General features: G+C 46.4%; 25 protein-coding genes. 16 read left to right on the top strand and 9 right to left on the bottom strand.

Features of this window, described 5'->3' with window-relative positions; translation table 11 throughout:
• Positions 1 to 126 precede the first annotated feature (126 nt).
• On the top strand, positions 127 to 606 hold the full coding sequence (locus QUA71_RS04430) for a hypothetical protein (RefSeq protein ID WP_190656695.1): 480 nt from the start codon (positions 127 to 129) through the stop codon (positions 604 to 606).
• A 118-nt stretch (positions 607 to 724) separates the two neighbouring features.
• Here the strand turns inward: QUA71_RS04430 and QUA71_RS04435 are convergent, their stop codons facing one another.
• Complete coding sequence (locus QUA71_RS04435; protein WP_333282647.1) at positions 725 to 1228, bottom strand: hypothetical protein; 504 nt, start codon at positions 1226 to 1228, stop codon at positions 725 to 727.
• Positions 1229 to 1665: 437 nt separating this feature from the next.
• Here QUA71_RS04435 and aroA point away from each other — a divergent pair, with 437 nt between their 5' ends.
• A complete protein-coding gene (gene aroA / locus QUA71_RS04440) occupies positions 1666 to 3021 on the top strand; it encodes a 3-phosphoshikimate 1-carboxyvinyltransferase (RefSeq protein ID WP_333282650.1) in 1356 nt (451 codons plus the stop codon).
• 141 nt (positions 3022 to 3162) lie between these two features.
• On the opposite strand, the gene QUA71_RS04445 is transcribed toward aroA, so the two are convergent.
• Positions 3163 to 3600 (bottom strand): CAAD domain-containing protein, encoded by a 438-nt coding sequence (locus tag QUA71_RS04445; protein ID WP_333282653.1) that lies wholly within the window; start codon positions 3598 to 3600, stop codon positions 3163 to 3165.
• Between the two features lie 196 nt (positions 3601 to 3796).
• A complete protein-coding gene (locus QUA71_RS04450; RefSeq protein ID WP_333282656.1) occupies positions 3797 to 4804 on the bottom strand; it encodes a 2-hydroxyacid dehydrogenase in 1008 nt (335 codons plus the stop codon).
• Between the two features lie 244 nt (positions 4805 to 5048).
• On the opposite strand from QUA71_RS04450, the gene QUA71_RS04455 reads away from it, so the two are divergent.
• Positions 5049 to 6056: an ion transporter gene (locus QUA71_RS04455; protein ID WP_333282659.1), complete on the top strand. Its 1008-nt coding sequence runs from the start codon at positions 5049 to 5051 to the stop codon at positions 6054 to 6056.
• Between the two features lie 190 nt (positions 6057 to 6246).
• On the opposite strand, the gene QUA71_RS04460 is transcribed toward QUA71_RS04455, so the two are convergent.
• The 3 genes from QUA71_RS04460 to QUA71_RS04470 form a co-directional block, all read right to left on the bottom strand.
• Positions 6247 to 6981 carry an ABC transporter ATP-binding protein gene (locus tag QUA71_RS04460; RefSeq protein WP_333282662.1) on the bottom strand — a complete coding sequence of 245 codons (735 nt, stop codon included), beginning with the start codon at positions 6979 to 6981 and terminating at the stop codon, positions 6247 to 6249.
• Positions 6982 to 7148: 167 nt separating this feature from the next.
• Complete coding sequence (locus QUA71_RS04465; protein ID WP_333282665.1) at positions 7149 to 7826, bottom strand: energy-coupling factor transporter transmembrane protein EcfT; 678 nt, start codon at positions 7824 to 7826, stop codon at positions 7149 to 7151.
• Positions 7819 to 8748 (bottom strand): energy-coupling factor ABC transporter permease, encoded by a 930-nt coding sequence (locus QUA71_RS04470; RefSeq protein WP_333282668.1) that lies wholly within the window; start codon positions 8746 to 8748, stop codon positions 7819 to 7821. The genes QUA71_RS04465 and QUA71_RS04470 overlap by 8 nt, the downstream gene beginning before the upstream one ends.
• Positions 8749 to 9376: 628 nt before the next feature.
• On the opposite strand from QUA71_RS04470, the gene QUA71_RS04475 reads away from it, so the two are divergent.
• The 10 genes from QUA71_RS04475 to QUA71_RS04520 all read left to right on the top strand — a co-directional run bounded on the left by QUA71_RS04475 (position 9377) and on the right by QUA71_RS04520 (position 15445).
• Positions 9377 to 9538 (top strand): hypothetical protein, encoded by a 162-nt coding sequence (locus QUA71_RS04475; protein WP_333282671.1) that lies wholly within the window; start codon positions 9377 to 9379, stop codon positions 9536 to 9538.
• Between the two features lie 9 nt (positions 9539 to 9547).
• On the top strand, positions 9548 to 9757 hold the full coding sequence (locus QUA71_RS04480) for a hypothetical protein (RefSeq protein ID WP_333282674.1): 210 nt from the start codon (positions 9548 to 9550) through the stop codon (positions 9755 to 9757).
• A 113-nt stretch (positions 9758 to 9870) separates the two neighbouring features.
• Positions 9871 to 10191, top strand: a complete 321-nt coding sequence (locus QUA71_RS04485) for a hypothetical protein (protein WP_333282677.1) — start codon at positions 9871 to 9873, stop codon at positions 10189 to 10191.
• A gap of 118 nt (positions 10192 to 10309) precedes the next feature.
• Positions 10310 to 10744, top strand: coding sequence for a ferritin-like domain-containing protein (locus QUA71_RS04490; RefSeq protein ID WP_006632205.1), 435 nt, complete (start codon positions 10310 to 10312; stop codon positions 10742 to 10744).
• A gap of 111 nt (positions 10745 to 10855) precedes the next feature.
• Complete coding sequence (locus tag QUA71_RS04495) at positions 10856 to 11818, top strand: FTR1 family protein (protein WP_333282680.1); 963 nt, start codon at positions 10856 to 10858, stop codon at positions 11816 to 11818.
• A gap of 598 nt (positions 11819 to 12416) precedes the next feature.
• Positions 12417 to 13154 carry a response regulator transcription factor gene (locus tag QUA71_RS04500; RefSeq protein WP_039886887.1) on the top strand — a complete coding sequence of 246 codons (738 nt, stop codon included), beginning with the start codon at positions 12417 to 12419 and terminating at the stop codon, positions 13152 to 13154.
• Between the two features lie 534 nt (positions 13155 to 13688).
• On the top strand, positions 13689 to 13946 hold the full coding sequence (locus QUA71_RS04505; RefSeq protein ID WP_333218044.1) for a hypothetical protein: 258 nt from the start codon (positions 13689 to 13691) through the stop codon (positions 13944 to 13946).
• Entirely contained in the window at positions 13943 to 14257 is a 315-nt protein-coding gene (locus QUA71_RS04510) for a photosystem I reaction center subunit XI (protein ID WP_333282683.1), read from the top strand. The genes QUA71_RS04505 and QUA71_RS04510 overlap by 4 nt, the downstream gene beginning before the upstream one ends.
• 266 nt (positions 14258 to 14523) lie before the next feature.
• A complete protein-coding gene (locus QUA71_RS04515; RefSeq protein WP_333282686.1) occupies positions 14524 to 14709 on the top strand; it encodes a hypothetical protein in 186 nt (61 codons plus the stop codon).
• A 220-nt stretch (positions 14710 to 14929) separates the two neighbouring features.
• Positions 14930 to 15445, top strand: coding sequence for a transcriptional repressor (locus tag QUA71_RS04520; RefSeq protein ID WP_190660858.1), 516 nt, complete (start codon positions 14930 to 14932; stop codon positions 15443 to 15445).
• 244 nt (positions 15446 to 15689) lie between these two features.
• Here the strand turns inward: QUA71_RS04520 and QUA71_RS04525 are convergent, their stop codons facing one another.
• From QUA71_RS04525 to QUA71_RS04535, 3 genes are all read right to left on the bottom strand, one after another.
• Complete coding sequence (locus QUA71_RS04525) at positions 15690 to 16541, bottom strand: Npun_R2479 family HD domain-containing metalloprotein (protein ID WP_333218050.1); 852 nt, start codon at positions 16539 to 16541, stop codon at positions 15690 to 15692.
• 207 nt (positions 16542 to 16748) lie between these two features.
• Positions 16749 to 16952 carry a hypothetical protein gene (locus QUA71_RS04530; protein WP_015174049.1) on the bottom strand — a complete coding sequence of 68 codons (204 nt, stop codon included), beginning with the start codon at positions 16950 to 16952 and terminating at the stop codon, positions 16749 to 16751.
• A gap of 213 nt (positions 16953 to 17165) precedes the next feature.
• On the bottom strand, positions 17166 to 17318 hold the full coding sequence (locus QUA71_RS04535) for a hypothetical protein (protein WP_190660862.1): 153 nt from the start codon (positions 17316 to 17318) through the stop codon (positions 17166 to 17168).
• A gap of 85 nt (positions 17319 to 17403) precedes the next feature.
• On the opposite strand from QUA71_RS04535, the gene rpsL reads away from it, so the two are divergent.
• The 3 genes from rpsL (at position 17404) to fusA (ending at position 20818) form a co-directional block, all read left to right on the top strand.
• Entirely contained in the window at positions 17404 to 17784 is a 381-nt protein-coding gene (gene rpsL / locus QUA71_RS04540; protein ID WP_006632197.1) for a 30S ribosomal protein S12, read from the top strand.
• Positions 17785 to 17929: 145 nt separating this feature from the next.
• On the top strand, positions 17930 to 18400 hold the full coding sequence (gene rpsG / locus QUA71_RS04545; RefSeq protein ID WP_006632196.1) for a 30S ribosomal protein S7: 471 nt from the start codon (positions 17930 to 17932) through the stop codon (positions 18398 to 18400).
• A 345-nt stretch (positions 18401 to 18745) separates the two neighbouring features.
• Positions 18746 to 20818 (top strand): elongation factor G, encoded by a 2073-nt coding sequence (gene fusA, locus QUA71_RS04550; RefSeq protein WP_333282691.1) that lies wholly within the window; start codon positions 18746 to 18748, stop codon positions 20816 to 20818.
• Positions 20819 to 20854 lie beyond the last annotated feature (36 nt).

The raw sequence follows: 20854 nt of genomic DNA on the forward strand, positions 1-20854 counted from the left end.
GTAGTTTAGCTTAGTAGAGCGTGTCTGAATGCCGCGAAAGTTTTACGACCGTCGATATATCGGCCGATCGCTGACGCACTCTACTACACCATCCCAGAATCTACTTTTTTTTGCAACCGAGGGTTCATGTACTTTTTTCGCAAACAGATTGCCATCCTGCTGATAGTTGTTGCTTGCTGTACGCTGACGATTAGTTGCAGCGATAGCCGAGCTGTCCAGTGTACTAAATTTACTGAAATTGTCAACAAAGGCAACGCTCTCATTGATGTTGATAAAGACAGCAACGATGCTGCAACGACCGACAATTTAGCTAAAAATTTGAACCTGATAGCGAATGAACTTGAGGATCTGCGAATAACAGATCCAACCCTCAAAGAAATTCAGCAGCCATCGGTTAAATCCTTCCAGGAAATTAGTCAAGCACTCGGCGACATAAGCAAAAGCCTTCAGGCTGGAAATCTCGCTTCTACAAGTATAGAAGGTCGCGAGCAAATCCAAACCGCTCAAGCAGATATTATTAGAGCCGGCCAACAGGCGAATCAAGCAGCCGCAAATCAAGACGCTTTGACTAGCAAACTGATTAATTATTGTAAGAGCGATCGCTAAAGGCTAAGAGTTTTGAGTTGGGAGATCGCCACGCGAACCCCAACAGCCCACGGGGGGTGAAGGAATTTGAGGAATGCGTCGCCTTCACCTACTATCTACCCCTTTGCAATTACCCAATTTAGTGATGAATTTCTAGATTCAAAATATAGCGACCGAGTTGTACTTTCTCCGACCACAACTCGTATTCTAACTGCAAGTGTCCGGGTTCCGGCTTTCCTGTCAGCGTCAAGTTGCGGGTGAAGTTCCGGAGTCGCAACTGTTCGGGAGTCGCCAGCGATTCGCCCTGAAGCCAATAACGGCTCAGGCCGTACATTCCTCGTTCCCAGCAGTGGCGGTAACTGTATTTGCCGTTTCCTTGCATGGTCATAATGACTCGATAGGGCGAAACTTCTAGCCAGAGCAACCGGGGTTTTGTAGTTGCGGGCAAAATTGTAACTTGCTCGGCCGATTTGTCGGAGTCGTCGGAAAATTCGCGATCGATTATTGCTGGTTCGTGTAACAACAAGTGAAAGCGATCGCTGTCTTTTTGATAAAGGGTAGCAGCGGTTTCCACGAATGACCACAAAGGTAAATCAGTGGATACCAGCGATAAACTGACAGGCTTGCGGTGATGGGTCAGCATAAATAAAAGTTTAGGAGTTGTTGTGGATCGGGCGGTTTGAGATTTGAGATTTTAGACTTTAGATTTTAGATTTGCTGGGTTCCAAATTCCGGAGCTTTTGCTTAAAAAAATGAAAAACCTACAACTCGCAATCGAAAATCTAAAATTGTTCAGTCACAATTCAATCATCTGGTGGATAACTGATAGCAGGAAATGAAACCTAGGCAGATACACGGATAATAGTTGTGAAATTAATGTGAAATTAAAGTGAAATCCGTGCTGTTGCGTCCGCACTCCTGTGTCCTCGATAACTGACAGCGGAGTCTCCGGGCGAGTTTAATCAGCCTTTAAGTTAACCGGACACATTGGGAAAAAACCCGCAGGCATCCAAAAGACGACTAACTTAGGACTGGGAAAAAGGTAGGATAGCTAACGCCATCCAATCCTAGTTTATCTCAATGCAAGCTGACATTATAACTACTACGCTTCTTGACAAAAGCCAAACTTTAAGCATTCAAAAACCGGCCTCGGGCTTGTCGCTGGTGGGGAGGATTCGAGTTCCGGGCGATAAGTCGATTTCTCACCGAGCTTTGATGTTGGGTGCGCTCGCCCAAGGCGAAACTACTATTGAAGGACTACTCCTAGGGGAAGACCCCCGCAGCACGGCTAAATGTTTCTCGCTCCTGGGAGCCAAAGTTTCTGAACTCAACGCGGAACGGGTGACAGTCACGGGCGTCGGAATTGGCGAGTTAGAGGAGCCTGTGGAAGTCTTGGATGCGGGTAATTCCGGCACGACGATGCGGCTGATGTTGGGAATTTTAGCTTCTCATCCGGGGCGTTTTTATGCAGTAACGGGTGACAGTTCTCTGCGATCGCGCCCCATGTCGCGCGTCATTAAACCGCTGCAACAAATGGGAGCCCAAATTTGGGGCCGAAAAAGCAATTCTTTAGCTCCTTTAGCGATACTCGGACAGCAGCTAAAACCAATTCACTACCATTCTCCGATCGCCTCGGCTCAAGTTAAATCTTGCATTTTGCTCGCCGGTTTGATGGCGGAGGGAGACACTACAGTCACAGAACCCGCTCTGTCGCGGGATCACAGCGAGCGGATGCTGCGAGCGTTTGGAGCCCAATTGAGCGTCGATCCAGAAACTTGCAGCGTGACAGTCACTGGGCCGACACAACTGCAAGGGCAGAATGTGATTGTACCGGGGGATATTAGTTCGGCGGCTTTTTGGCTAGTTGCTGGGGCGATCGTCCCGGGTTCGGAACTCGTAGTCGAAAATGTCGGCGTCAACCCAACCCGTACAGGCATTTTGGAAGCTTTGGAAATGATGGGCGCCGATATTGAACTGCAAAATCAGCGAGAGGCGGCTGGGGAACCGGTAGCGGATATTTTGGTTCGCAGTTCCGGCCAATTGCGGGGATGCACCATTGCTGGCGACTTAATTCCCCGACTGATTGACGAAATCCCAATTTTGGCAGTAGCGGCAATCTTTGCGTCCGGTACTACAATAATTCGAGATGCGGCCGAGTTGCGAGTCAAAGAGAGCGATCGGCTGGCCGTGACTGCTGCCGAACTCAACCGCATGGGGGCCCAAATTTCCGAGTTGCCCGACGGTTTAGAAATTACCGGGGGAACTCCTTTGAGCGGCGCCGATGTTGACAGCTACACCGACCATAGAATAGCGATGAGTTTGGCGATCGCAGCCCTCAACGCCACAGGTATTACTAACATTCACCGGGCAGAAGCTGCTGCCATTTCCTATCCCGACTTTACCGCCACTTTGCAACAAGTTTGCCATCCAAATTGAGAGGGGGAGAGCCGGAGAGCGGGAGATTGGGAGAGCCAGGAGTGCGAGATCGGGAGAGGGGAGAGTGGGAAAAATCTTCTTTATTCATTCTTTCTTCTTCATTCTTCCTTCTTCCCTCTTCCTTCTTCCTTCTTCCTTCGTTTAAGAATCTTTACCTACAACTTGTTCTTTTAAAGAATCAATTTCCGTTAACAACTCTTGGCGGTTAGAAGCCTTGAGCAGATAGCGGTAAACAAACCAACCCGTATATCCCATCCCAATCAACTCAAAAACGGGAGCAACCAAAGGGACATCATTAAGAGCACCTAAAACTCCCAGCATTACCTTAATACTAATACCGCCTGCCAGAATTAAACCAACAGTTATGAGGGGCTTTTGGTAGTCAGCAAAAAAATTGGAGACATAGGTTGGAAGTTCCGACAAAATTGTCAGAAATTGGTCTTTAATATCTTGGAACTGGCTCGTCGGTGTTTCTGCGGTTGTCACTGTAGTCATGACCCCCGGTTGGTCAGGCACCAGGTCTACTGTGACGACTTCAGTGACTGTTTGTGCGTCGTCAGAAAAGTTAGCTTGTGTCATTTGATACTTCCTCCGGTGTCAAGTACAATTGCAGGCTTTGAGTGGCTGCCAGTATAATTCTCCGGCAATTAGCACAGCATTCGCGCTGCCGGGACTAATTGATGAGACTAAGGCAGAGCTTCACAAATTGCAAGCAAAAATAAGGATAAGACTTGATTGTAAACAATTTCCCCCGTTGCCAAATCGGTCTTTTGACTCATTTTTTCACTTGAGCGAGGTCGATTTGATTCGGGCAAGGGCGTCCTTGTTCAAAGTCGGTGATATTGGCGATCGTGGTTTCGGCGATATTTTTCAAAGCTTCCTCGGTGAAGAAAGCTTGGTGTCCGGTAATCAGGACGTTGGGGAAAGTCAGCAAGCGCTGAAATACGTCGTCTTGAATGACCTGATTGGACAAATCCTCAAAAAACAGATCCGTCTCTTGTTCGTACACATCTAAGCCGAGGTAGCCAATTATACCCGACTTCAGTCCTTTGGTAACAGCTTTAGTGTCAATCAACTGACCGCGGCTGGTATTGATCAGCATCATCCCCGGTTTCATTTGCTCGATCGCCTCTGCACCGATTAAATGGTAAGTTTCCGGTATCAGCGGACAGTGGAGGCTGACAATATCAGAGGTGGCGAACAGTTCCGGGAGTGCGACGTATTCCATGCCTAGGGCGAGGCAATCTGGGTTTTGGGAAACATCGTATCCCAGCAGGCGACACCCGAATCCGTGCAGAATTTGGGCAGTAATTGCGCCAATCTTGCCAGTCCCGACGATTCCCACCGTTTTGCCGTGGAGGTCAAAACCCAACAAGCCGTCTAAGGCGAAATTGCCTTCGCGGACGCGGTTGTAAGCCCGGTGGATTTTGCGGTTGAGGGACAAAATCATGGCGACTGCGTGTTCGGCGACGGAGTAGGGAGAATAAGCCGGAACTCGGAGGAGAGTTAGATCTAAATCCTTCGCTGCTGCTAAATCGACGTGATTGAATCCGGCCGATCTCAGGGCGAGCAAGCGGACGCCTTTTTCGGCGATCGCCCCGAGCGTTTTCGCGTCCAAGCAGTCGTTAACGAACGCGCAGACGGCCGGAAATCCAGCAGCCAAAACGCTGGTTTCCAGGGTCAGATGCGGTTCAAAAAAAACCAACTCGTGTTTACCGCCGACATTGGCTGCTGTCAGAAAAGTGCGATCGTAGGATTTGGTATTAAATACGGCTACCTTCATGATTTTTGCCTGCAAATCCAGTAATAGTTGGGAATTCTTTCCAGATTAACTCTAAATTTTACTAGAACGCCCTTGCCCCAAACAACCCAGTTTGCCTGAGAAATATTGAGTTTCGCAACGATAGCATCTCTGAAGACGCCAAATTTTTAGCTTTAGGGCAAGTCCTGCTTAATTTTTTTAATCTAATTGCTTAGACTGTAGTAAAGGGCGATCGTTAATTGCTAACTTTTTAGGAGAAAGTCAGATGCGTAAACAACTCAAAACTATAATTTATGAAATTTTAGAAACCTCAGACTCAAGCAATTTCTACAGTTTAGCTGATGACGCTATTATTACTGGTTTGATTGTCATAAACGTCGCCGCTTTTATTGCTTCTACTTCGCCCACATTGTCGCAACAACACATATCTATTTTGGAAAACATCGAAATTGTTTCCTCCTTAGTGTTTACAATAGAATATGTTTTGAGGCTGTGGGTGTGTACAGTCGATTGCAGATACAGCCACCCGCTTTGGGGAAGATTGAGATATGCTCTTACACCGCTAAGTTTGATAGATTTAATTTCCATCTTACCTTTTTATTTTTTGCTGTTATTTTCTAATTTAAACTTCGTTGTTAATTTAATTCGTGTCCTGCGCTTGTTGCGGTTGCTAAAAATGAGCCGTTATTCAGAGTCAGTCCGAACTATGGGAGCAGTATTGTCCGCTAAAAAAGAGGAGTTAATTGCCACTGCCTTTGCAGTTTTTATTCTGTTAATATTTGCCTCTAGCATCATGTATTTTGTGGAACACGAGGCGCATCCCAAAGCTTTTGGGAGTATCCCCGATGCAATGTGGTGGGGAGTTGTGACATTAACTACTGTTGGTTACGGCGATATTTATCCAATCACTCCTTTAGGTCGATTTTTAGGAGCAATATTAGCATTTTTGGGAATCGGAATTTTTGCGTTACCCGCAGGGATAATTGCTGCGGGTTTTTCCGAGGAAGTGCAAAGGAGAAAGCAGCAAAAAATGGCGGCAACTTTAGAGCAATCTGCGAATTATCAATCGGTCAAAAGGCTGGCGGAAATCGAGGTCGGGTTTGAACAAAAGCAAAGGGCGATCGCACTTCACATCGAAAGTTCATCCGACTTGATGAAAATGTGTGTTCAAACGGCGAAACAGAAGTTAGGAAGTGATTTTCAAAATGAACAAATTCTTCGTGATTTAGCTATTCATCTGTACAAGGAAGCTGTTAGCAAATTTGATCTGTAATTCCAGCTAGATATTATACCTCTTGCAAAACTCGCAAACAATCTTGAAATCATCGGCCTTGGCTCTGCGTTTTCCCGAGCAATCAAAGATTTATGTAATAAGTCTATTGCCTTTCATATCATGTCCTGTAAAATAACCCTTATCAGGTTTGTATTGAGGAAAAAAATCCTCAATACAAACCAATAAATAATTACCAATCTGGCGGCAAATTGTAATATTCGAGAGTTGATGTATCTGCCAGCAAATCTTGAGTTTTTCTGTCAATTTTAATCTCACCATCCGCCAAAACTAACGCCCTTTGAGTCGTTTTCCCGATCCAATTCAAATTGTGAGAAGCGATCAAAATTACCTCGATCGGCAATTGGGACAAAACCTTAGCCAAGTGACGCCGCCACGAGGGATCGAGTCCGTTAGTCGGCTCATCTAAGATTAAAATTGCCGGCTCTAATGCTAAAATTGCTGCCAAGGCTGCTAACCTTCTTTGGCCTCCCGAAAGTTCGTGGGCCGAACGGTTGGCAAATTCTACTAAACCAAATTCGTCTAATAGGGCTAAAGCTCGATCGCGCGCAACTCCCGGCGGCACTCCGTAATTGCGCGGCCCGAACGTTACATCCTCCAAAATTGTCGGCATAAATAGCTGGTCGTTAGCGTCTTGAAAGCAAAATCCAATCTGCCTGCGCGCCTGCGATAAAGTCGCCTCTTCCAGCTTTTTTCCCTGCACTCTAATCTCGCCGGATTGAGGCATTTTTAATCCGATCAAGTTTTCGAGCAAAGTGCTTTTACCAGCACCTGTCAGGCCGAGTAGAGCCACTCTTTCTCCGGGGTGCAAAGTAAAAGAAATTCCCCGCAATACTGGCTTTTGCTCGGGATAGCCAAATACTAAGTCTTGCACTTCGATTGTTGGCGCGGATTTGAGATTAGTCATCCGATTTTAGATTTTAGATTTTAGATTTTAGATTGAATAATTTCTACTCGTTCCCAGGCTTTGCCTGGAAAAGCTGATCGGGAGGCTCTGCCTCCAATTTCCCTCCGCAAGAAGCAAGGCAGAGCCTCTGGACATCGGTTCCCAGGCAGAGCTTGGGAACCAGTTAATTACCCCTTCCCCATTACCCATTGCCAATTACCGTAAGAAGCTGTTGTTAATCCGGCTACTATTAAAATTGTTATTGTCAGCCAGAGTCGCTCTTTAGGTGTCGATTTTGAGTCGGCGGGCAAACTTCCTTGGTAGCCGCGAATTAGCATGGCGGCGTGTACTCTTTCTGCCCGATCGAGACTTCGCAAATAAAGCGCTCCGATCATGGAAGCACTGGCGTAACGCAGCCATCCTCCGGCGCCGGACAAGCCTCGGAGTTGGGCGGATATTTTCATGCGGTTGACTTCTGCCAGCAGGATTTCTAAGTATTGTCCCGTTAAAAGTACAATCTCTTGCAAACCTGCTGGTAGGGGTAATCCTTTGAGGGCGATTCCGAAACTGTGGGGTGGCAAAGTTAGCAGAAAACTGTTCATAATTAACAGGCAAATTAGGGAACGCAGCAACAGAAAACTGGCGCGTTCCCAACCTTGGGGCAGCACTAATAAGGAGAGAAAAAGCAATTCTGCTCCCAACAGTTGCGCTAGGGTTCGCACCGGCGCCCTCAGCCAAAATGACCAAAAAAGTGCGATCGCCCCATAGATTCCCAGCCACAGCCAAGCGCCTGTCTTCATAAAACCAATGCCGATGACAATTGTCAAAGACAGCCGCAATCGAAAAGGTATGGAGAGTTTAGACATCTTTAGGTTTTACCACCAACTGAGCAATACCAAAGGCCGCGCCGAAGCTGAAGGCAGACCCTAAAAGTCCAGCAATGCTAGTACCAATAGGCTGTTCTTCTAATCCTTTAACTGTGTAATCGGCTAAAGGAGTAGGATTTTCGATCGCCACAGCTTCTTTATCTTTAAAGCCGTATTTTTCGGCTACCGCTTCTAACCCGTCAGGCCAACTTGAAGCGAACAGCGAAAGCACCCCCGAAATTAATAACACCCCGATTACTGGCACTACCCATTTCTGCAATTGTGGCTGTTGTCCCGGCAGTAAATCCGGCCGCACTTTGACGAGATAAGTTAAAACGCCACCTGTAATTAGCCCTTCGCCAATCCCAATTAAAATATGTACGCCTACCATTGCTGGCAATGCGATATTGAGCCCTACTGTTCCAGAAATTGCCAATTGGATCGCCACACAAATCGAAGCAGCCACAACGCTAAGGGCGGCTGCAATCCCTGCTGCTAGCGGCAAACGATTTCTGGAACCTCCCAACAGTCGCTGCAACGGCTGCAACAGCCACCAGCCCACCCAAATGCCCACTAGCCCCATATTAAAAATATTGGCTCCCAGGGCGGTGATGCCCCCATCGGCAAACAAGACGCTCTGAATTATAAAAACTGTGCTCATCGCTAAAGTTGCCGCCCAAGGGTTCCCCAAAACCACGGAAGCTAGCGCCCCTCCTAACAAGTGGCCGCTGGTGCCTCCGGCTACGGGAAAGTTGATCATCTGGGCTGCAAACACGAAAGCTGTAGTTAAGCCCATGATTGGGGCTTGTCGGAGTCCAAGACTGGCGCGGGTTCGATTCAGGGCAACAGCAATTACTGCTGCACTTGCTATGCCGGTGGCAACGGCTACTGGCGGTGAAAGGAAACCATCAGGTATGTGCATCGATCTATCCCAAACGAGAGAAGTTCCAACTCTTTAGTCAACTATTTTTTACAAAAATTTAAAACCCCCTCTGGGGGCATTAATGCGATCGAGCGATCGGGGGATTAGTGGCGGGCGATCGCTTATTTGATATAGATTAGCGCCTCAGGGGCAGAATTTTGAGGATGATAAATTTTACATTAAATAATCCTGAAGATTTATTCGGATATTTTACCCACCACCCTCACATTGAAGCTTTTTGATAAAAATTATCAATATTTGTTTACAGATTCAACTCCCAAATTGTATTCACCGTCAAGCTCAAACAAGAATATTAAAAAAATATAAAGAATACACTGAAAATCTCTCATTGGTTTTATTTTCACCTCTTGAGAAGAAATAGCATTAAGTGTTTGACGACCGCAACAGTGAAATTAGCAGATAGCTAGTCACAGCCAAAGTATTGCGTTTATAGAAACTAAAAAGTCCGAATTATTGCTAGTTCATATAGTTAGCAGTATGTTTGCGGTTGTCGATCGCGCAAATGTGCGATCGGCTTTGCCCGCACGAGCTGCATTATCCAGAAACTCAAAATACTAATGCGCTTATTCTCAAGTAATTTTCCGGACAACCTACAGGAGGTTTGCCAGTGGTGCAGCGCTCAACCCAAGACTCAACTACCGATTTAGTTCCATCTGAATTTCCCAAACAGTTAGATATCGCTCAAGTTTCTATCTACGGGCTGAGCTTTTTATCTGCTGGTTTATTTCTGTTTTTACCTTTAGTTAACTTATTGCATCCGAGCCCTTGACAGCGGTAGATGGGAACCATTCACGGCATGGCTGCAATGTTGGCATTAGTGGTAATGGTTTATACAGGACATCTAGCATTTCCATTGTTGCGGGGTGTCCCTAAAATCTTGCCGCAAATGCGTACATTAGCCTTTTGGTCAACTCTTTTGAGTTTTTTGGCCATTGCTACTGGCAATTGGGCTTATATGCGGTATCGAGCAGGCATAGATTTCGCCTGAGCTAGAGCAGCGCTGAAAGAAAACTCTCCTCTAGCGCAGTACGTTTTGATGGAATATCACGAATTTAGCGTGCTGTTTACATTGCCTTTAACAGTAGCTTGTGCGTGGATTTTGTGGAACTACGGCGACGCAATTTTAGAGAAAAAAAATCGCCAAAACTAGATGAGCTAGCTCTGAAAGTCTACGATCGCATCGATCGAAGTTGGCAAACTAGCCCTACGTTCAATCAAAATCTAGTGTATCGAGTCAGTACAAGTCAAGATGGGGCGATCGGCATTTTCGAGCCGCTCAATCAACCAGCCAAGGATTACAGCCAAGAAACTCCTTTGCCAAATCTGCTCAAATCTCTCGAAACTAGCAGCAACAATGCAGCACCAGTCGCTAAGTTTACTGTAGTGTTTGCTCCAACTGGAACCTTAGAAGTTAACCCCTAACTCACATACAACATCTATATCCGGTAAGGTGCGCCATCCGCACCTTATCTTTCATTTTTAACTTAAATGTGATATTATAAACAGCGCCCTCTAAGGCATTCTACATCTAAAACAACAAATGAAAGAACTTGACGACAAAAAAACCCAGGAACTGCTATGCACCATCATGGAATGGGAACTAGCAGGTGTCGTGCGCTACACCCACTATTCACTAATGGTGACAGGGCCAAACCGGATTCCCATCGTGCAGTTTTTTAAAGCACAAGCAACGGAATCCCTACTCCACGCCCAACAAGCAGGAGAAATTCTCACCGGTTTAGAGGGGCATCCCAGTCAGAAAATTGCTCCCATCGAAGAAACCTACAAACACTCGGTGAAAGACTTGTTGGAAGAAAGTTTAAATCACGAGAAAAAAGCGCTGAAAAAGTATAAATCTTTACTTGAAGTCGTGGGCGGCTCCAGCGTTTATTTGGAAGAATATGCCCGCAATCTAATTGGGCAAGAAGAATTGCACCAAGTAGAACTGAAAAAAATGCTGCGTGATTATAGTTGATTTAATGATTAGTTAGTTGTTATTGGTTATTGGTTATTGCTTATGAGTTAGTTGTTATTTCCAATGACCAGTGACCAATGCACTCTCCCCCATGCCCCATGATTATAAAAAATGAATTTTAGTGAAGCCGTACCGACTTTTGTAATTACCCTGCGCGAAGGCGTAGAAGCCGCCTTAGTCGTCGGAATTGTACTAGCTTGCCTCAAAAAAGCCGAGCAAAGTCACCTGAATTCTTGGGTTTATGCAGGTGTCGCAGCCGGCATTGCTGCTAGCGGTTTTGTGGGTGTTCTATTCAATGGATTGCTGGCAGCACTATCAACATCAGAGCAGGCTTACGCACCAGTAATTAAACAGCTATTAGAGGGCGTGTTGGGCATTGTGGCGATCGCAATGCTAAGCTGGATGCTAATTTGGATGACTCAGCAAGCGCGCTTTCTCAAAGCAGAAGTTGAAGGGGCCGTTACAGCAGCTTTGACAGAAAATACCAAGGCCGGCTGGGGCGTATTTGGCTTAATTTTTATTGCGGTACTGCGCGAAGGTTTTGAAACAGTTATATTTGTCAGCGCTCAATTTCAACAAGGTTTGAGTCCCGCTTTGGGAGCTTTGGGCGGTTTGACTGGGGCGGCAATCATTGGCGCGCTACTGTTCAAGTGGGGTGTCAAAATTGATATCCGCCTGTTTTTCAAGTTTATGGGGATTTTGTTGCTGTTAATCGTGGCAGGTTTGGCAGTATCTGCACTCAAACATTTTGACCAAGCCGCTGGGATTTTGTCGCAGATGAATAGCAAGTATGCAGCGATTTGTTTTTATTACGATCGCCTCGCACCAGTCCACTCTTGTATTTTAGGGCCTATGGTGTGGAATGCAGCGGAAATTTTGCCCGATCGACAATTTCCAGGAGTGCTTCTCAAAGCACTGTTTGGATACAGAGATCGACTTTATCTCGTGCAAGCAGCGGCTTACACAATATTCTTAGCCACCATCGGCGGTCTTTATTTCCAAAAATTAGGATCTAAGGCGACTCTTCCCAACAAACATACTCAGCCAGCTCGATCGCAAACTCACCCTCAGTAGGTATGCAAGCGGTTGTTATCGGTTGTTTTGCTGATTCCAGAGCGAGACAACAATTAGTACCACAGGCAAAAAATTTACCAAAAATTGTCAGGTTGCGGAATTGATTATTTCACTTTTATATGATATCATTTAATGATTGCATTATTGTTTATTTACTTTATAAATACTTATATTAATATTATTTAATAATACCGTCAATCCCCCAACAAAGCAAACCCTACCCCCTCAAAAAACACAAAAATTTTATAAGCAAAATTAACTAACTTAAAAAATTTACAGTTAACGGTTGACAGGGTTATGCAAAACGCGGACTACCGTTAGGGCGATGCTGTGAAGCCCCAGGCGCACAGTGCAAAAGTTAAGGCTGTTCTTGCCGACCAAAAATCTGCCCCCAGCAAGATTTTTGGTCAACAGTTTTCTGATATGTGCTCCTAGGGCTTATAATTAGTACAAGAATATTTACAGAGCCCCGAAAGTTCTTAATCAACCTTATAATCCTTACATGAAGCTTAAAATTAAAAAATTGTTCGTTAAAGTTACCTGGAACCCCCAGAAGGCTGTAGGATCTGCCATTCGGTTAGCGGTGAGATAAATAATGATGCCCCGGATACTTGTTATTGATGATGACGCGGCGATCGCCGAACTCGTAGCCGTCAACCTAGAAATGGCTGGCTATGAAGTCACCCAGGCAGAAGACGGCATCAAAGGTCAGGCACTAGCCATACAACTGCTCCCCGACCTGATCATGCTAGACCTCATGCTGCCTAGAGTAGACGGATTCACCGTATGTCAGCGTTTGCGGCGTGACGAGCGCACCTCAGACATTCCCGTCTTGATGTTGACAGCCTTAAGTCAAACTCAAGACAAAGTAGAAGGCTTCAACTCCGGCGCCGACGACTACCTGACCAAACCCTTTGAACTAGAAGAGATGCTAGCCCGAGTGCGAGCTCTACTAAGGCGCACAGACCGCATCCCCCAAGCTGCCAAACACTCCGAAATTCTGAATTACGGCCCGCTGACCCTGGTCCCCGAAAGGTTTGAAGCTGTTTGGTACGCTCAGACAGTCAAACTGACCCACCTAGAGTTTGAGTTGCTGCACTGCTTGCTTCAGCGCCACGGTCAGACAGTTTCTCCCAGCGAAATTCTCAAAGAAGTGTGGGGTTACGACCCCGACGACGACATCGAAACTATTCGTGTACACATCAGACACCTGAGAACCAAGATGGAACCCGATCCCCGCCATCCTCGGTACATCAAAACCGTATACGGGGCCGGTTATTGCCTGGAGTTGCCCAACAACGAGCAAGTAGCTGAAGAAACCAAATCCTCTGCTTGAGCTAGCGCGCCAGATGCAACAAGCAGTTAAAAATTCCGCTAGAAAAGCCTGAGAGCATTTGCTCTCAGGCTTGGTTGTTTGGAGTTTGAGATGAATATGTCAACAAATAGGCATTAACTCTCTTGATTCGGAAAAAAACAATGGCGCGCCCCCCTCTAAGCCTATTTTTAGAGAAGCTTGTCCATAGGAAAGTACCGGATTTCTTTTTCCACCTTGTCTTTTCCGAGAGGATTGGATAGCTACTGAAACAATACTCTACCCATAATACTCTTTAATAATATTATTTATCAATAAATTTAGAAGTATTCCTTTAGCTGCTATTTTTGCTAACGAGAGACCAAACTCCGCTCAAGCGCCAAAAACAGTCATAATCCTGATACAGCGATGTTTTTTCCTACTGATTTACATACCTAAACTCAAATCAGTGAAAATTTTTCTCAAATACCCCTTGACTAAACTACTAAAATTGTTGATTATCTATATCAATAACCTGCAATCGCTTAGAACTCCCCTGACATCTTTCTCAAGAGGTAAATGGCCGTGACCAGCATGGCAAAAAAATCCTTCTTCGCCGTTAGGGCGATTCACCTAATCAGCTCAGCCTTTCTAGGCTTCGGCGACATCTTTCACTCCCTCAAAGGGCCAGCAACCCTCGAAGCAAGAACTTCTTTCTTTGGCTACACATGGGAAGACGCAGACAAAATGACCACCCTCTTGGGCATCAGCCTAGTTTTGCTGGGTGTCGCTACCTTCTTGTTGGTACCCAAAGCTATGTATTTCGGTGGTTTATGAGTTTAGCTGACGGATATTCCCTAGTAGGAGCAGTTGCTGTGTTGATTCGGTTGCAGGAAAAAGAGTTGACACGGCTGACGGGTTTGCTGACGACGCTGGCATTGATTTGGATTTTGTCGATCGCCCTTTGTGTTGGCGATCGACAAAATCTGGAAAAAGACAAGTCATTCTATTGGCATAAAACTCCCGAACCTGGGAGTTTATTCCCGAGTGGTTTTGTCATCGGTGACACCTCTGCAGCTTTTCTCGGCTATTTGCTGCTAGAAAATATTTCTCCTATAGATGCCATTGTTCGAGGTTTTGTCAATTAACTACTCTGCTGGCGGTTGACATCGGTCGAGCGCAAGCCCGGAGAATTAGGAATTGCGAAACAGACTTTCATCCGCCGACTTGCTGAAAACCTTTTGTCGCTGTTACAGCGCAGTTACACACAGAAAATCGATGGTGCAATTCCTATTTTTTACCTACAAACGCCGTTCATATTTCGGTCAACCTTGAGACAATAACCGTATGACTGTCTTTTTCTAAAATTTATGTATCGCCACTTTGATTATTTTTGTGGAGTCTGTCCGTAACCTTGCCAGAAGGAGCGCATCAAATCAAGCGCTTGTATCCAATTCCTTGTTATTGGGATTTTTTTACTAACGACTACCGCCTCACATTTACAGTGCGTCCGTGCGTTGCTTGTACTGAAGATGCGATCGGTTGCACTGACTTTGACCCTAAGAATTGTTTTACCAATGCTTATCAGCAACATTACTAGAAACTTCACAAAAATTACGCATAAATACCGAAAACTACTTTTTTAGTTCCACTTTTAGCAAGGGGGATAGATGGCTAGCAGATTACCCTTAACTAAAGGGGAAGTCTAGAATTAGATGGATTATCACGGAAAATACACTTTAGGAGAATCTAAAAAAGAGCGCGAATAAATAACAGATAATCCACTAGAAGCCTCGTTCAAGTTTTTTATTTTTTGCGACATGAATTTATACAGTGCTAACTCACTCAAAGTCGAACTAAACCAGAGAGGCTGCCGCCTTACTCCCCAGCGAGAAACTATTTTGAGTGTCTTTCAAAATCTGCCACAAGGCAATCATTTAAGTGCGGAAGAGTTATACAGGACTTTGCAGAATAAAGGAGAACGAATAGGCTTGTCTACTGTCTACCGAACCCTGCATTTATTAGCAAGAATTGGAATTTTGCGTGAACTAGAATTAGCAGAAGGGCACAAACATTACGAACTGAATTTTCCCGAATTGCACCACCACCACCACCTGGTTTGCATTCAGTGTCACAAAACCTTTGAATTTAGCGATGAATCCATTTTAAGAATTGGCAAAAAGCAAGTTGAAAAAGCTGGGGTCGAACTGCTTGACTGCCAACTAACTGTGCGAGCTGTTTGTTTGGAAGCGCTGCGGGAGGGATGGCCTTCTTTGGTACCCAGCAATTGGTTGTGTCCCAGATATCATTCAGAAATTGATGAGGAAATTAGTTGATTTGGATGAAATACACTTAGGTAATGGGGAATTGGTAATTGGTAATTGCTCACTCTTGAACTCAGGTACGGCAATAGCGTTGCAAGGAATGCTAGCGAAGTGATTCTTAGGAAAGCAATCTCACACATTCAAAACCCCTTCTGCTTAGTAGCATGGGAAGGAATGTTAAGGAATGTTAGCGAAGCAATTATTAGAAAAGTAATGTCACGCATTTAAAAATGGTCGCCTTTCCCTTCCCCTTCCGTCAAGCAACCTCAGAATCGCAACGTTGGTGTTCCATCCGAAATATGTTAGCGTACAAACTAGCAACAATCTGTTTACCTTCCTGCGTCAACTGCAAGTAACCGAGAGATTCACTGATGTGAGGATAAATGCCGGTCCAGTAAAACTTAGAGTAGCTTTGCAGCAAGTCGCCCGGATGTCGATAGCCCAAAATTTTAGTAGCACCGCTTTCTTCCAACTCGTAAAACAGCGCGCCAATTTTCTGCAAATATTGCGGGTTGCTGAGCTGACCTATCAAGTCAGCACCGCGCACTAAACTAGAGTAATTAAGTGCATCCTCGTCAGTGTTGCCGTCAAGCACCGAGAAACGAGTCTGTTCTATGTTCTGCTTAATTATCTCAGCATTAATTAGCTTGTGGTTGCCGAAGCGCTCGTCAATGAACAATTTAGCTCTGTCAACTCGGTAAGGAGCTAAGCTAGCCGCTGTTGCACCGGGAGCAAGTGCAATTCTCATGCCATCTTTTCCAGTAGCATACAATCCTTCTGATTCTTGGTCTTGCCGGCAAACTCCTTTGACATATCCGATGTCTTGGCACAGCAAAGAAATGATGAAGTGCAGCCAATCTTCGCAGGAAACTCCGCCCTTGCGAATGTGTTTTCCCCGCAAGATTTCTTGACCGACTAAGCTAATGCAAATGGCGTGTTCTACATTGTGATAAAGAGCGTCGCTGTTAGCGATGTTTTCTAAGGCCATTGCCCCCACCCAGGCAATAATGTCAGCATAGTCTGATTTGTAGCCTCCGTAAGTGCGGCTGTACCCGTTCTGAAGTTGTTCGATGAAAGCCTCGATCAGCAGTTCTGTAGAATTAAACATATCCTATCCTTTTACCTTAATATTGCCTTTCAAGAACGGTGCATCTATTGGGGAGTAGTCTAATTTTATGGATGAGATTTGAACTCACAACTCCTGCACCCCGTGTGTGTTGTGCTCTGTGGGTGGCCATCTCAAAACTCATTGACGCAGCTACGCCCGGGGAGTCACTAAGCAATCTCGCGCCCTGAGTCAAAACTCCCAAGCAACTCAGTCCATCACTGACACCCATCCCCGCCGTACTGCATAGAGCAGCCTGCTGACAATTTTTCGCTCCTCTGAACTTTTTAAACTGTGAGAATTAATTGCGTATTGAATTTGTTGGAACACAGTCCGATCGATCTTACCGGATTTCCAAATGTTCAAGTAAAGTTCGGAAATTTTATATTCAGGAATATAAGCTTTGGTTGTCATCTGCAGTCAACTCAATGTATATTTCTTATTGTCCGGCAATTTTAGATAAGTTTATGTGATGTAGATCGGCTATAGACTGTGATGCGATCGCAGGCTGGAGTTAAGGCGCCTCTCCTAACAATGGTAATTTGATCGAAAAAGCGATATGGCGAGCTTCATAAATTTTGCTGACGCCTGTGACAATCATCATAGTTGCGCCTAAATTATAGGATGTCACATACCATTCTCCCGTTGCGCTCGCCCGCTCCCAACTTGCAGCAACGAAAGAAGTTCGATCGTCCGCCGTGCAAATTTCTTGCCAAAGAAACTCGCGTCGTGTAGAATATAGAGTCTGGTATCCTCACTTACCCATAGATTTTCATTCATCCCGTCCCCCCAGAGGGGAAGGGACTTTCAGTGCGGATGCAGCCAAATCACTATATTCAGCAAAAAGCTAGAAATGCCGTAACTCATGCCCACTATTCAGCAACTCATCCGTTCAGCACGGGAACAAACGCAGAAAAAAACCAAATCGCCAGCTCTCAAGAGTTGCCCCCAGCGCCGCGGAGTTTGCACCAGAGTGTACACGACCACCCCGAAAAAACCCAACTCGGCGCTGCGGAAGGTGGCTCGGGTACGGCTGACCTCTGGTTTTGAAGTGACAGCCTACATCCCAGGGATCGGTCACAACTTGCAAGAACACTCTGTAGTAATGATCCGGGGCGGTCGGGTAAAAGATTTGCCCGGAGTTAGATACCACATCATTCGCGGTACATTAGACACCGCCGGGGTGAAAGACCGCAAGCAGGGTCGTTCCAAGTACGGGGCCAAGCGTCCTAAAGAGAAAAAATAACACGCAGCTCGCCCGATCGTCGAGGTTGGGAAGCAAAAATAAATCCGATCGCGCCGATCGATTGCACGCTCGATCGTCATAGATCGAGATCTGAGCCCAAAACCCCAAACTCAGTCATTCAAAATCAAAAATCCCAAGTAGAACTATGTCTCGCCGCACAGTTATTCAAAAACGTCCAGTTCCACCAGATCCAACCTACAACAGCCGGTTGGTAAGCATGATGGTGAGACGGATCATGCAGCACGGCAAAAAATCCGTTGCCTCCAGCATCGTCTACGACGCCCTCAAAACCATCCAAGAACGCACAGGGGCTGAACCGTTAGACTTGTTTGAAAAAGCAGTCAAAAACGCGACACCCCTGGTAGAAGTCAAAGCCCGCCGGGTAGGTGGCGCCACCTACCAAGTGCCGATGGAAGTGCGTTCCGATCGCGGTACCACCCTCGCCCTCCGCTGGCTGATCAGATTTGCCCGCGCCCGCACCGGCCGCTCGATGGCCGCCAAGCTAGCAAACGAACTGATGGATGCAGCTAACGAAACAGGCAGTGCTATTCGCAAGCGCGAAGAAACTCACCGCATGGCCGAAGCTAACAAGGCTTTTGCTCACTACCGCTACTAACTGCAACATCGGGCATGGAGAAAAGCGCGATCGTGCGGTATAAAAGCATCGGGTGAGAAATTGGAAAGTGTAAGTTTTGAGTGTTGAGATTGCTTCTCTTGGCGCAGTTGCGATTCGTGAAGCAAACTCAAAACTCCCAAAATCAAAATTCACGCACTCAAAATTCACGCACTCTCTGAATCCTCCATGTCGCATCCTTAATATTTTTGTAAACAAATTTTGCAAAAAATATTAAAATGTAACAATAAGCTCCAGAGACTTTTGTAAGTCGCTGGGGAGTGCAAAATAGGGTTACTGTGTAGTATAATAGTATTATAACAGCAACACAAGATTAAGGAGGTAGCTGTGGCACGTACCGTCCCGCTAGAAAAAACTCGCAACATCGGCATCGCAGCCCACATCGACGCGGGCAAAACAACAACAACTGAAAGAATTCTGTTCTATTCAGGCATGGTTCACAAAATGGGTGAAGTGCACGAGGGAACAGCAGTCACTGACTGGATGGAGCAAGAGCGGGAGCGGGGAATTACGATTACTGCCGCTGCTATCACCACCAGTTGGAAAGATTACAAAATCAACATCATCGACACTCCCGGACACGTAGACTTCACGATCGAAGTCGAACGCTCGATGCGAGTGCTCGACGGAGTGATCGCAGTGTTCTGCTCGGTAGGGGGAGTGCAGCCGCAATCCGAGACAGTTTGGCGACAGGCCGATCGGTACAAAGTACCGCGGATCGTGTTCGTCAACAAAATGGATCGGATGGGCGCAAACTTCTACAAAGTCTACGCCCAAATTCGCGATCGAATGAGAGCGAACGCCGTACCCATCCAAATCCCGATCGGCAGTGAAGAAAACTTCCGGGGAATTGTAGACTTAGTGCAAATGAAAGCCTATATCTACAACAACGACACGGGAACCGACATCGAGGAAGTAGAAATCCCCGATGAAGTAAAGGATCTAGCCGTAGAATACCGCACCAAGCTGATAGAGTCGGTAGCAGAAACCAACGACGCCCTCACGGAGAAATACCTCGAAGGCGAAGAGTTAACGGAAGACGAAATCCGCTTGGCCCTGCGTCACGGCACTGTCGAAGGTACGATCGTCCCCATGTTGTGCGGTTCGGCATTCAAAAACAAAGGCGTTCAGTTGTTGTTGGATGCAGTTATCGACTACCTGCCCTCGCCATTGGAAGTTCCCCCAATTCAAGGACTCCTGCCCAACGGCGACACCGCAGAACGATTTGCAGACGACGGCGCGCCCCTGTCAGCCCTGGCATTTAAAATCATGGCTGACCCCTACGGCCGGCTGACCTTTGTTCGCGTCTACTCCGGTATCCTCAAAAAAGGCACCTACGTCCTCAACTCCACCAAGGACAAAAAAGAGCGGGTTTCTCGCTTAATTGTCCTCAAAGCCGACGATCGGATAGAAGTTGAGGAACTGCGGGCCGGAGACTTGGGAGCAGCCTTGGGTTTGAAAGACACCTTCACCGGCGACACCCTCTGCGAAGAAGGAGCGCCCGTGATTCTGGAATCTCTGTTTATTCCAGAGCCAGTCATCTCGGTGGCTGTCGAACCCAAAACCAAACAAGACATGGAGAAGCTTTCCAAAGCCCTCCAGTCGCTCTCGGAAGAAGACCCCACCTTCCGAGTCAACGTTGACCCAGAAACCAACCAGACAGTCATCGCCGGCATGGGCGAACTGCACCTGGAAATCCTGGTAGACAGGATGCTGCGGGAATTCAAAGTAGAAGCCAACGTGGGTCAGCCGCAAGTAGCCTACCGCGAAACCATTCGCAAAGCCGTCCGCGCCGAAGGTAAATTTATCCGCCAAAGCGGCGGTAAAGGTCAGTACGGTCACGTCGTGATCGAACTAGAACCTACCGAAGTCGGAAGTGGCTTTGAATTTGTCTCCAAAATTGTCGGCGGCACTGTACCGAAAGAGTACATCGGCCCGGCAGAACAAGGGATGAAAGAAGCCTGCGAATCGGGTATTGTAGCAGGATATCCCGTGATCGACCTCAAAGCTACTATGGTAGACGGGTCTTTCCACGACGTAGACTCTTCGGAAATGGCATTTAAGATCGCCGGCTCAATGGCGATCAAAGAAGCCGTGATGAAGGCGTCGCCAGTGCTGCTAGAGCCTATGATGAAAGTAGAGGTTGAAGTTCCCGAAGATTACATCGGGAACGTCATCGGAGACCTCAACTCGCGTCGGGGTCAGATCGAAGGCCAAGAGACGGATCAGGGAATTGCCAAAGTTTCTGTAAAAGTTCCACTAGCAGAAATGTTTGGCTACGCCACTGACATCCGCTCGAAAACCCAAGGTCGGGGCATCTTCACAATGGAATTCAGCCATTACGAAGAAGTGCCGCGAAATGTGGCTGAAGCCATCATCGCTAAGAACAAAGGTAACTAACGATTTTGAATTTTAGATTTTGGATTTTGGATGAAA

Origin of the sequence: Microcoleus sp. MON1_C5 (assembly GCF_036701875.1) — a bacterium.
Lineage (GTDB): Bacteria > Cyanobacteriota > Cyanobacteriia > Cyanobacteriales > Microcoleaceae > Microcoleus.

Coding starts and splice junctions, on each gene's coding strand:
- aroA (WP_333282650.1), top strand. CDS start 1,666: ATGCAAGCTGACATTATAACTACTACGCTTCTTGACAAAAGCCAAACT.
- QUA71_RS04460 (WP_333282662.1), bottom strand. CDS start 6,981: ATGACTAATCTCAAATCCGCGCCAACAATCGAAGTGCAAGACTTAGTA.
- QUA71_RS04530 (WP_015174049.1), bottom strand. CDS start 16,952: ATGACAACCAAAGCTTATATTCCTGAATATAAAATTTCCGAACTTTAC.
- QUA71_RS04525 (WP_333218050.1), bottom strand. CDS start 16,541: ATGTTTAATTCTACAGAACTGCTGATCGAGGCTTTCATCGAACAACTT.
- QUA71_RS04470 (WP_333282668.1), bottom strand. CDS start 8,748: ATGCACATACCTGATGGTTTCCTTTCACCGCCAGTAGCCGTTGCCACC.
- QUA71_RS04490 (WP_006632205.1), top strand. CDS start 10,310: ATGAAAGAACTTGACGACAAAAAAACCCAGGAACTGCTATGCACCATC.
- QUA71_RS04495 (WP_333282680.1), top strand. CDS start 10,856: ATGAATTTTAGTGAAGCCGTACCGACTTTTGTAATTACCCTGCGCGAA.
- QUA71_RS04535 (WP_190660862.1), bottom strand. CDS start 17,318: ATGAATGAAAATCTATGGGTAAGTGAGGATACCAGACTCTATATTCTA.
- QUA71_RS04450 (WP_333282656.1), bottom strand. CDS start 4,804: ATGAAGGTAGCCGTATTTAATACCAAATCCTACGATCGCACTTTTCTG.
- rpsG (WP_006632196.1), top strand. CDS start 17,930: ATGTCTCGCCGCACAGTTATTCAAAAACGTCCAGTTCCACCAGATCCA.
- QUA71_RS04480 (WP_333282674.1), top strand. CDS start 9,548: ATGGGAACCATTCACGGCATGGCTGCAATGTTGGCATTAGTGGTAATG.
- QUA71_RS04465 (WP_333282665.1), bottom strand. CDS start 7,826: ATGTCTAAACTCTCCATACCTTTTCGATTGCGGCTGTCTTTGACAATT.
- QUA71_RS04510 (WP_333282683.1), top strand. CDS start 13,943: ATGAGTTTAGCTGACGGATATTCCCTAGTAGGAGCAGTTGCTGTGTTG.
- QUA71_RS04500 (WP_039886887.1), top strand. CDS start 12,417: ATGCCCCGGATACTTGTTATTGATGATGACGCGGCGATCGCCGAACTC.
- QUA71_RS04430 (WP_190656695.1), top strand. CDS start 127: ATGTACTTTTTTCGCAAACAGATTGCCATCCTGCTGATAGTTGTTGCT.
- QUA71_RS04455 (WP_333282659.1), top strand. CDS start 5,049: ATGCGTAAACAACTCAAAACTATAATTTATGAAATTTTAGAAACCTCA.
- QUA71_RS04520 (WP_190660858.1), top strand. CDS start 14,930: ATGAATTTATACAGTGCTAACTCACTCAAAGTCGAACTAAACCAGAGA.
- rpsL (WP_006632197.1), top strand. CDS start 17,404: ATGCCCACTATTCAGCAACTCATCCGTTCAGCACGGGAACAAACGCAG.
- QUA71_RS04435 (WP_333282647.1), bottom strand. CDS start 1,228: ATGCTGACCCATCACCGCAAGCCTGTCAGTTTATCGCTGGTATCCACT.
- QUA71_RS04445 (WP_333282653.1), bottom strand. CDS start 3,600: ATGACACAAGCTAACTTTTCTGACGACGCACAAACAGTCACTGAAGTC.
- QUA71_RS04505 (WP_333218044.1), top strand. CDS start 13,689: ATGGCCGTGACCAGCATGGCAAAAAAATCCTTCTTCGCCGTTAGGGCG.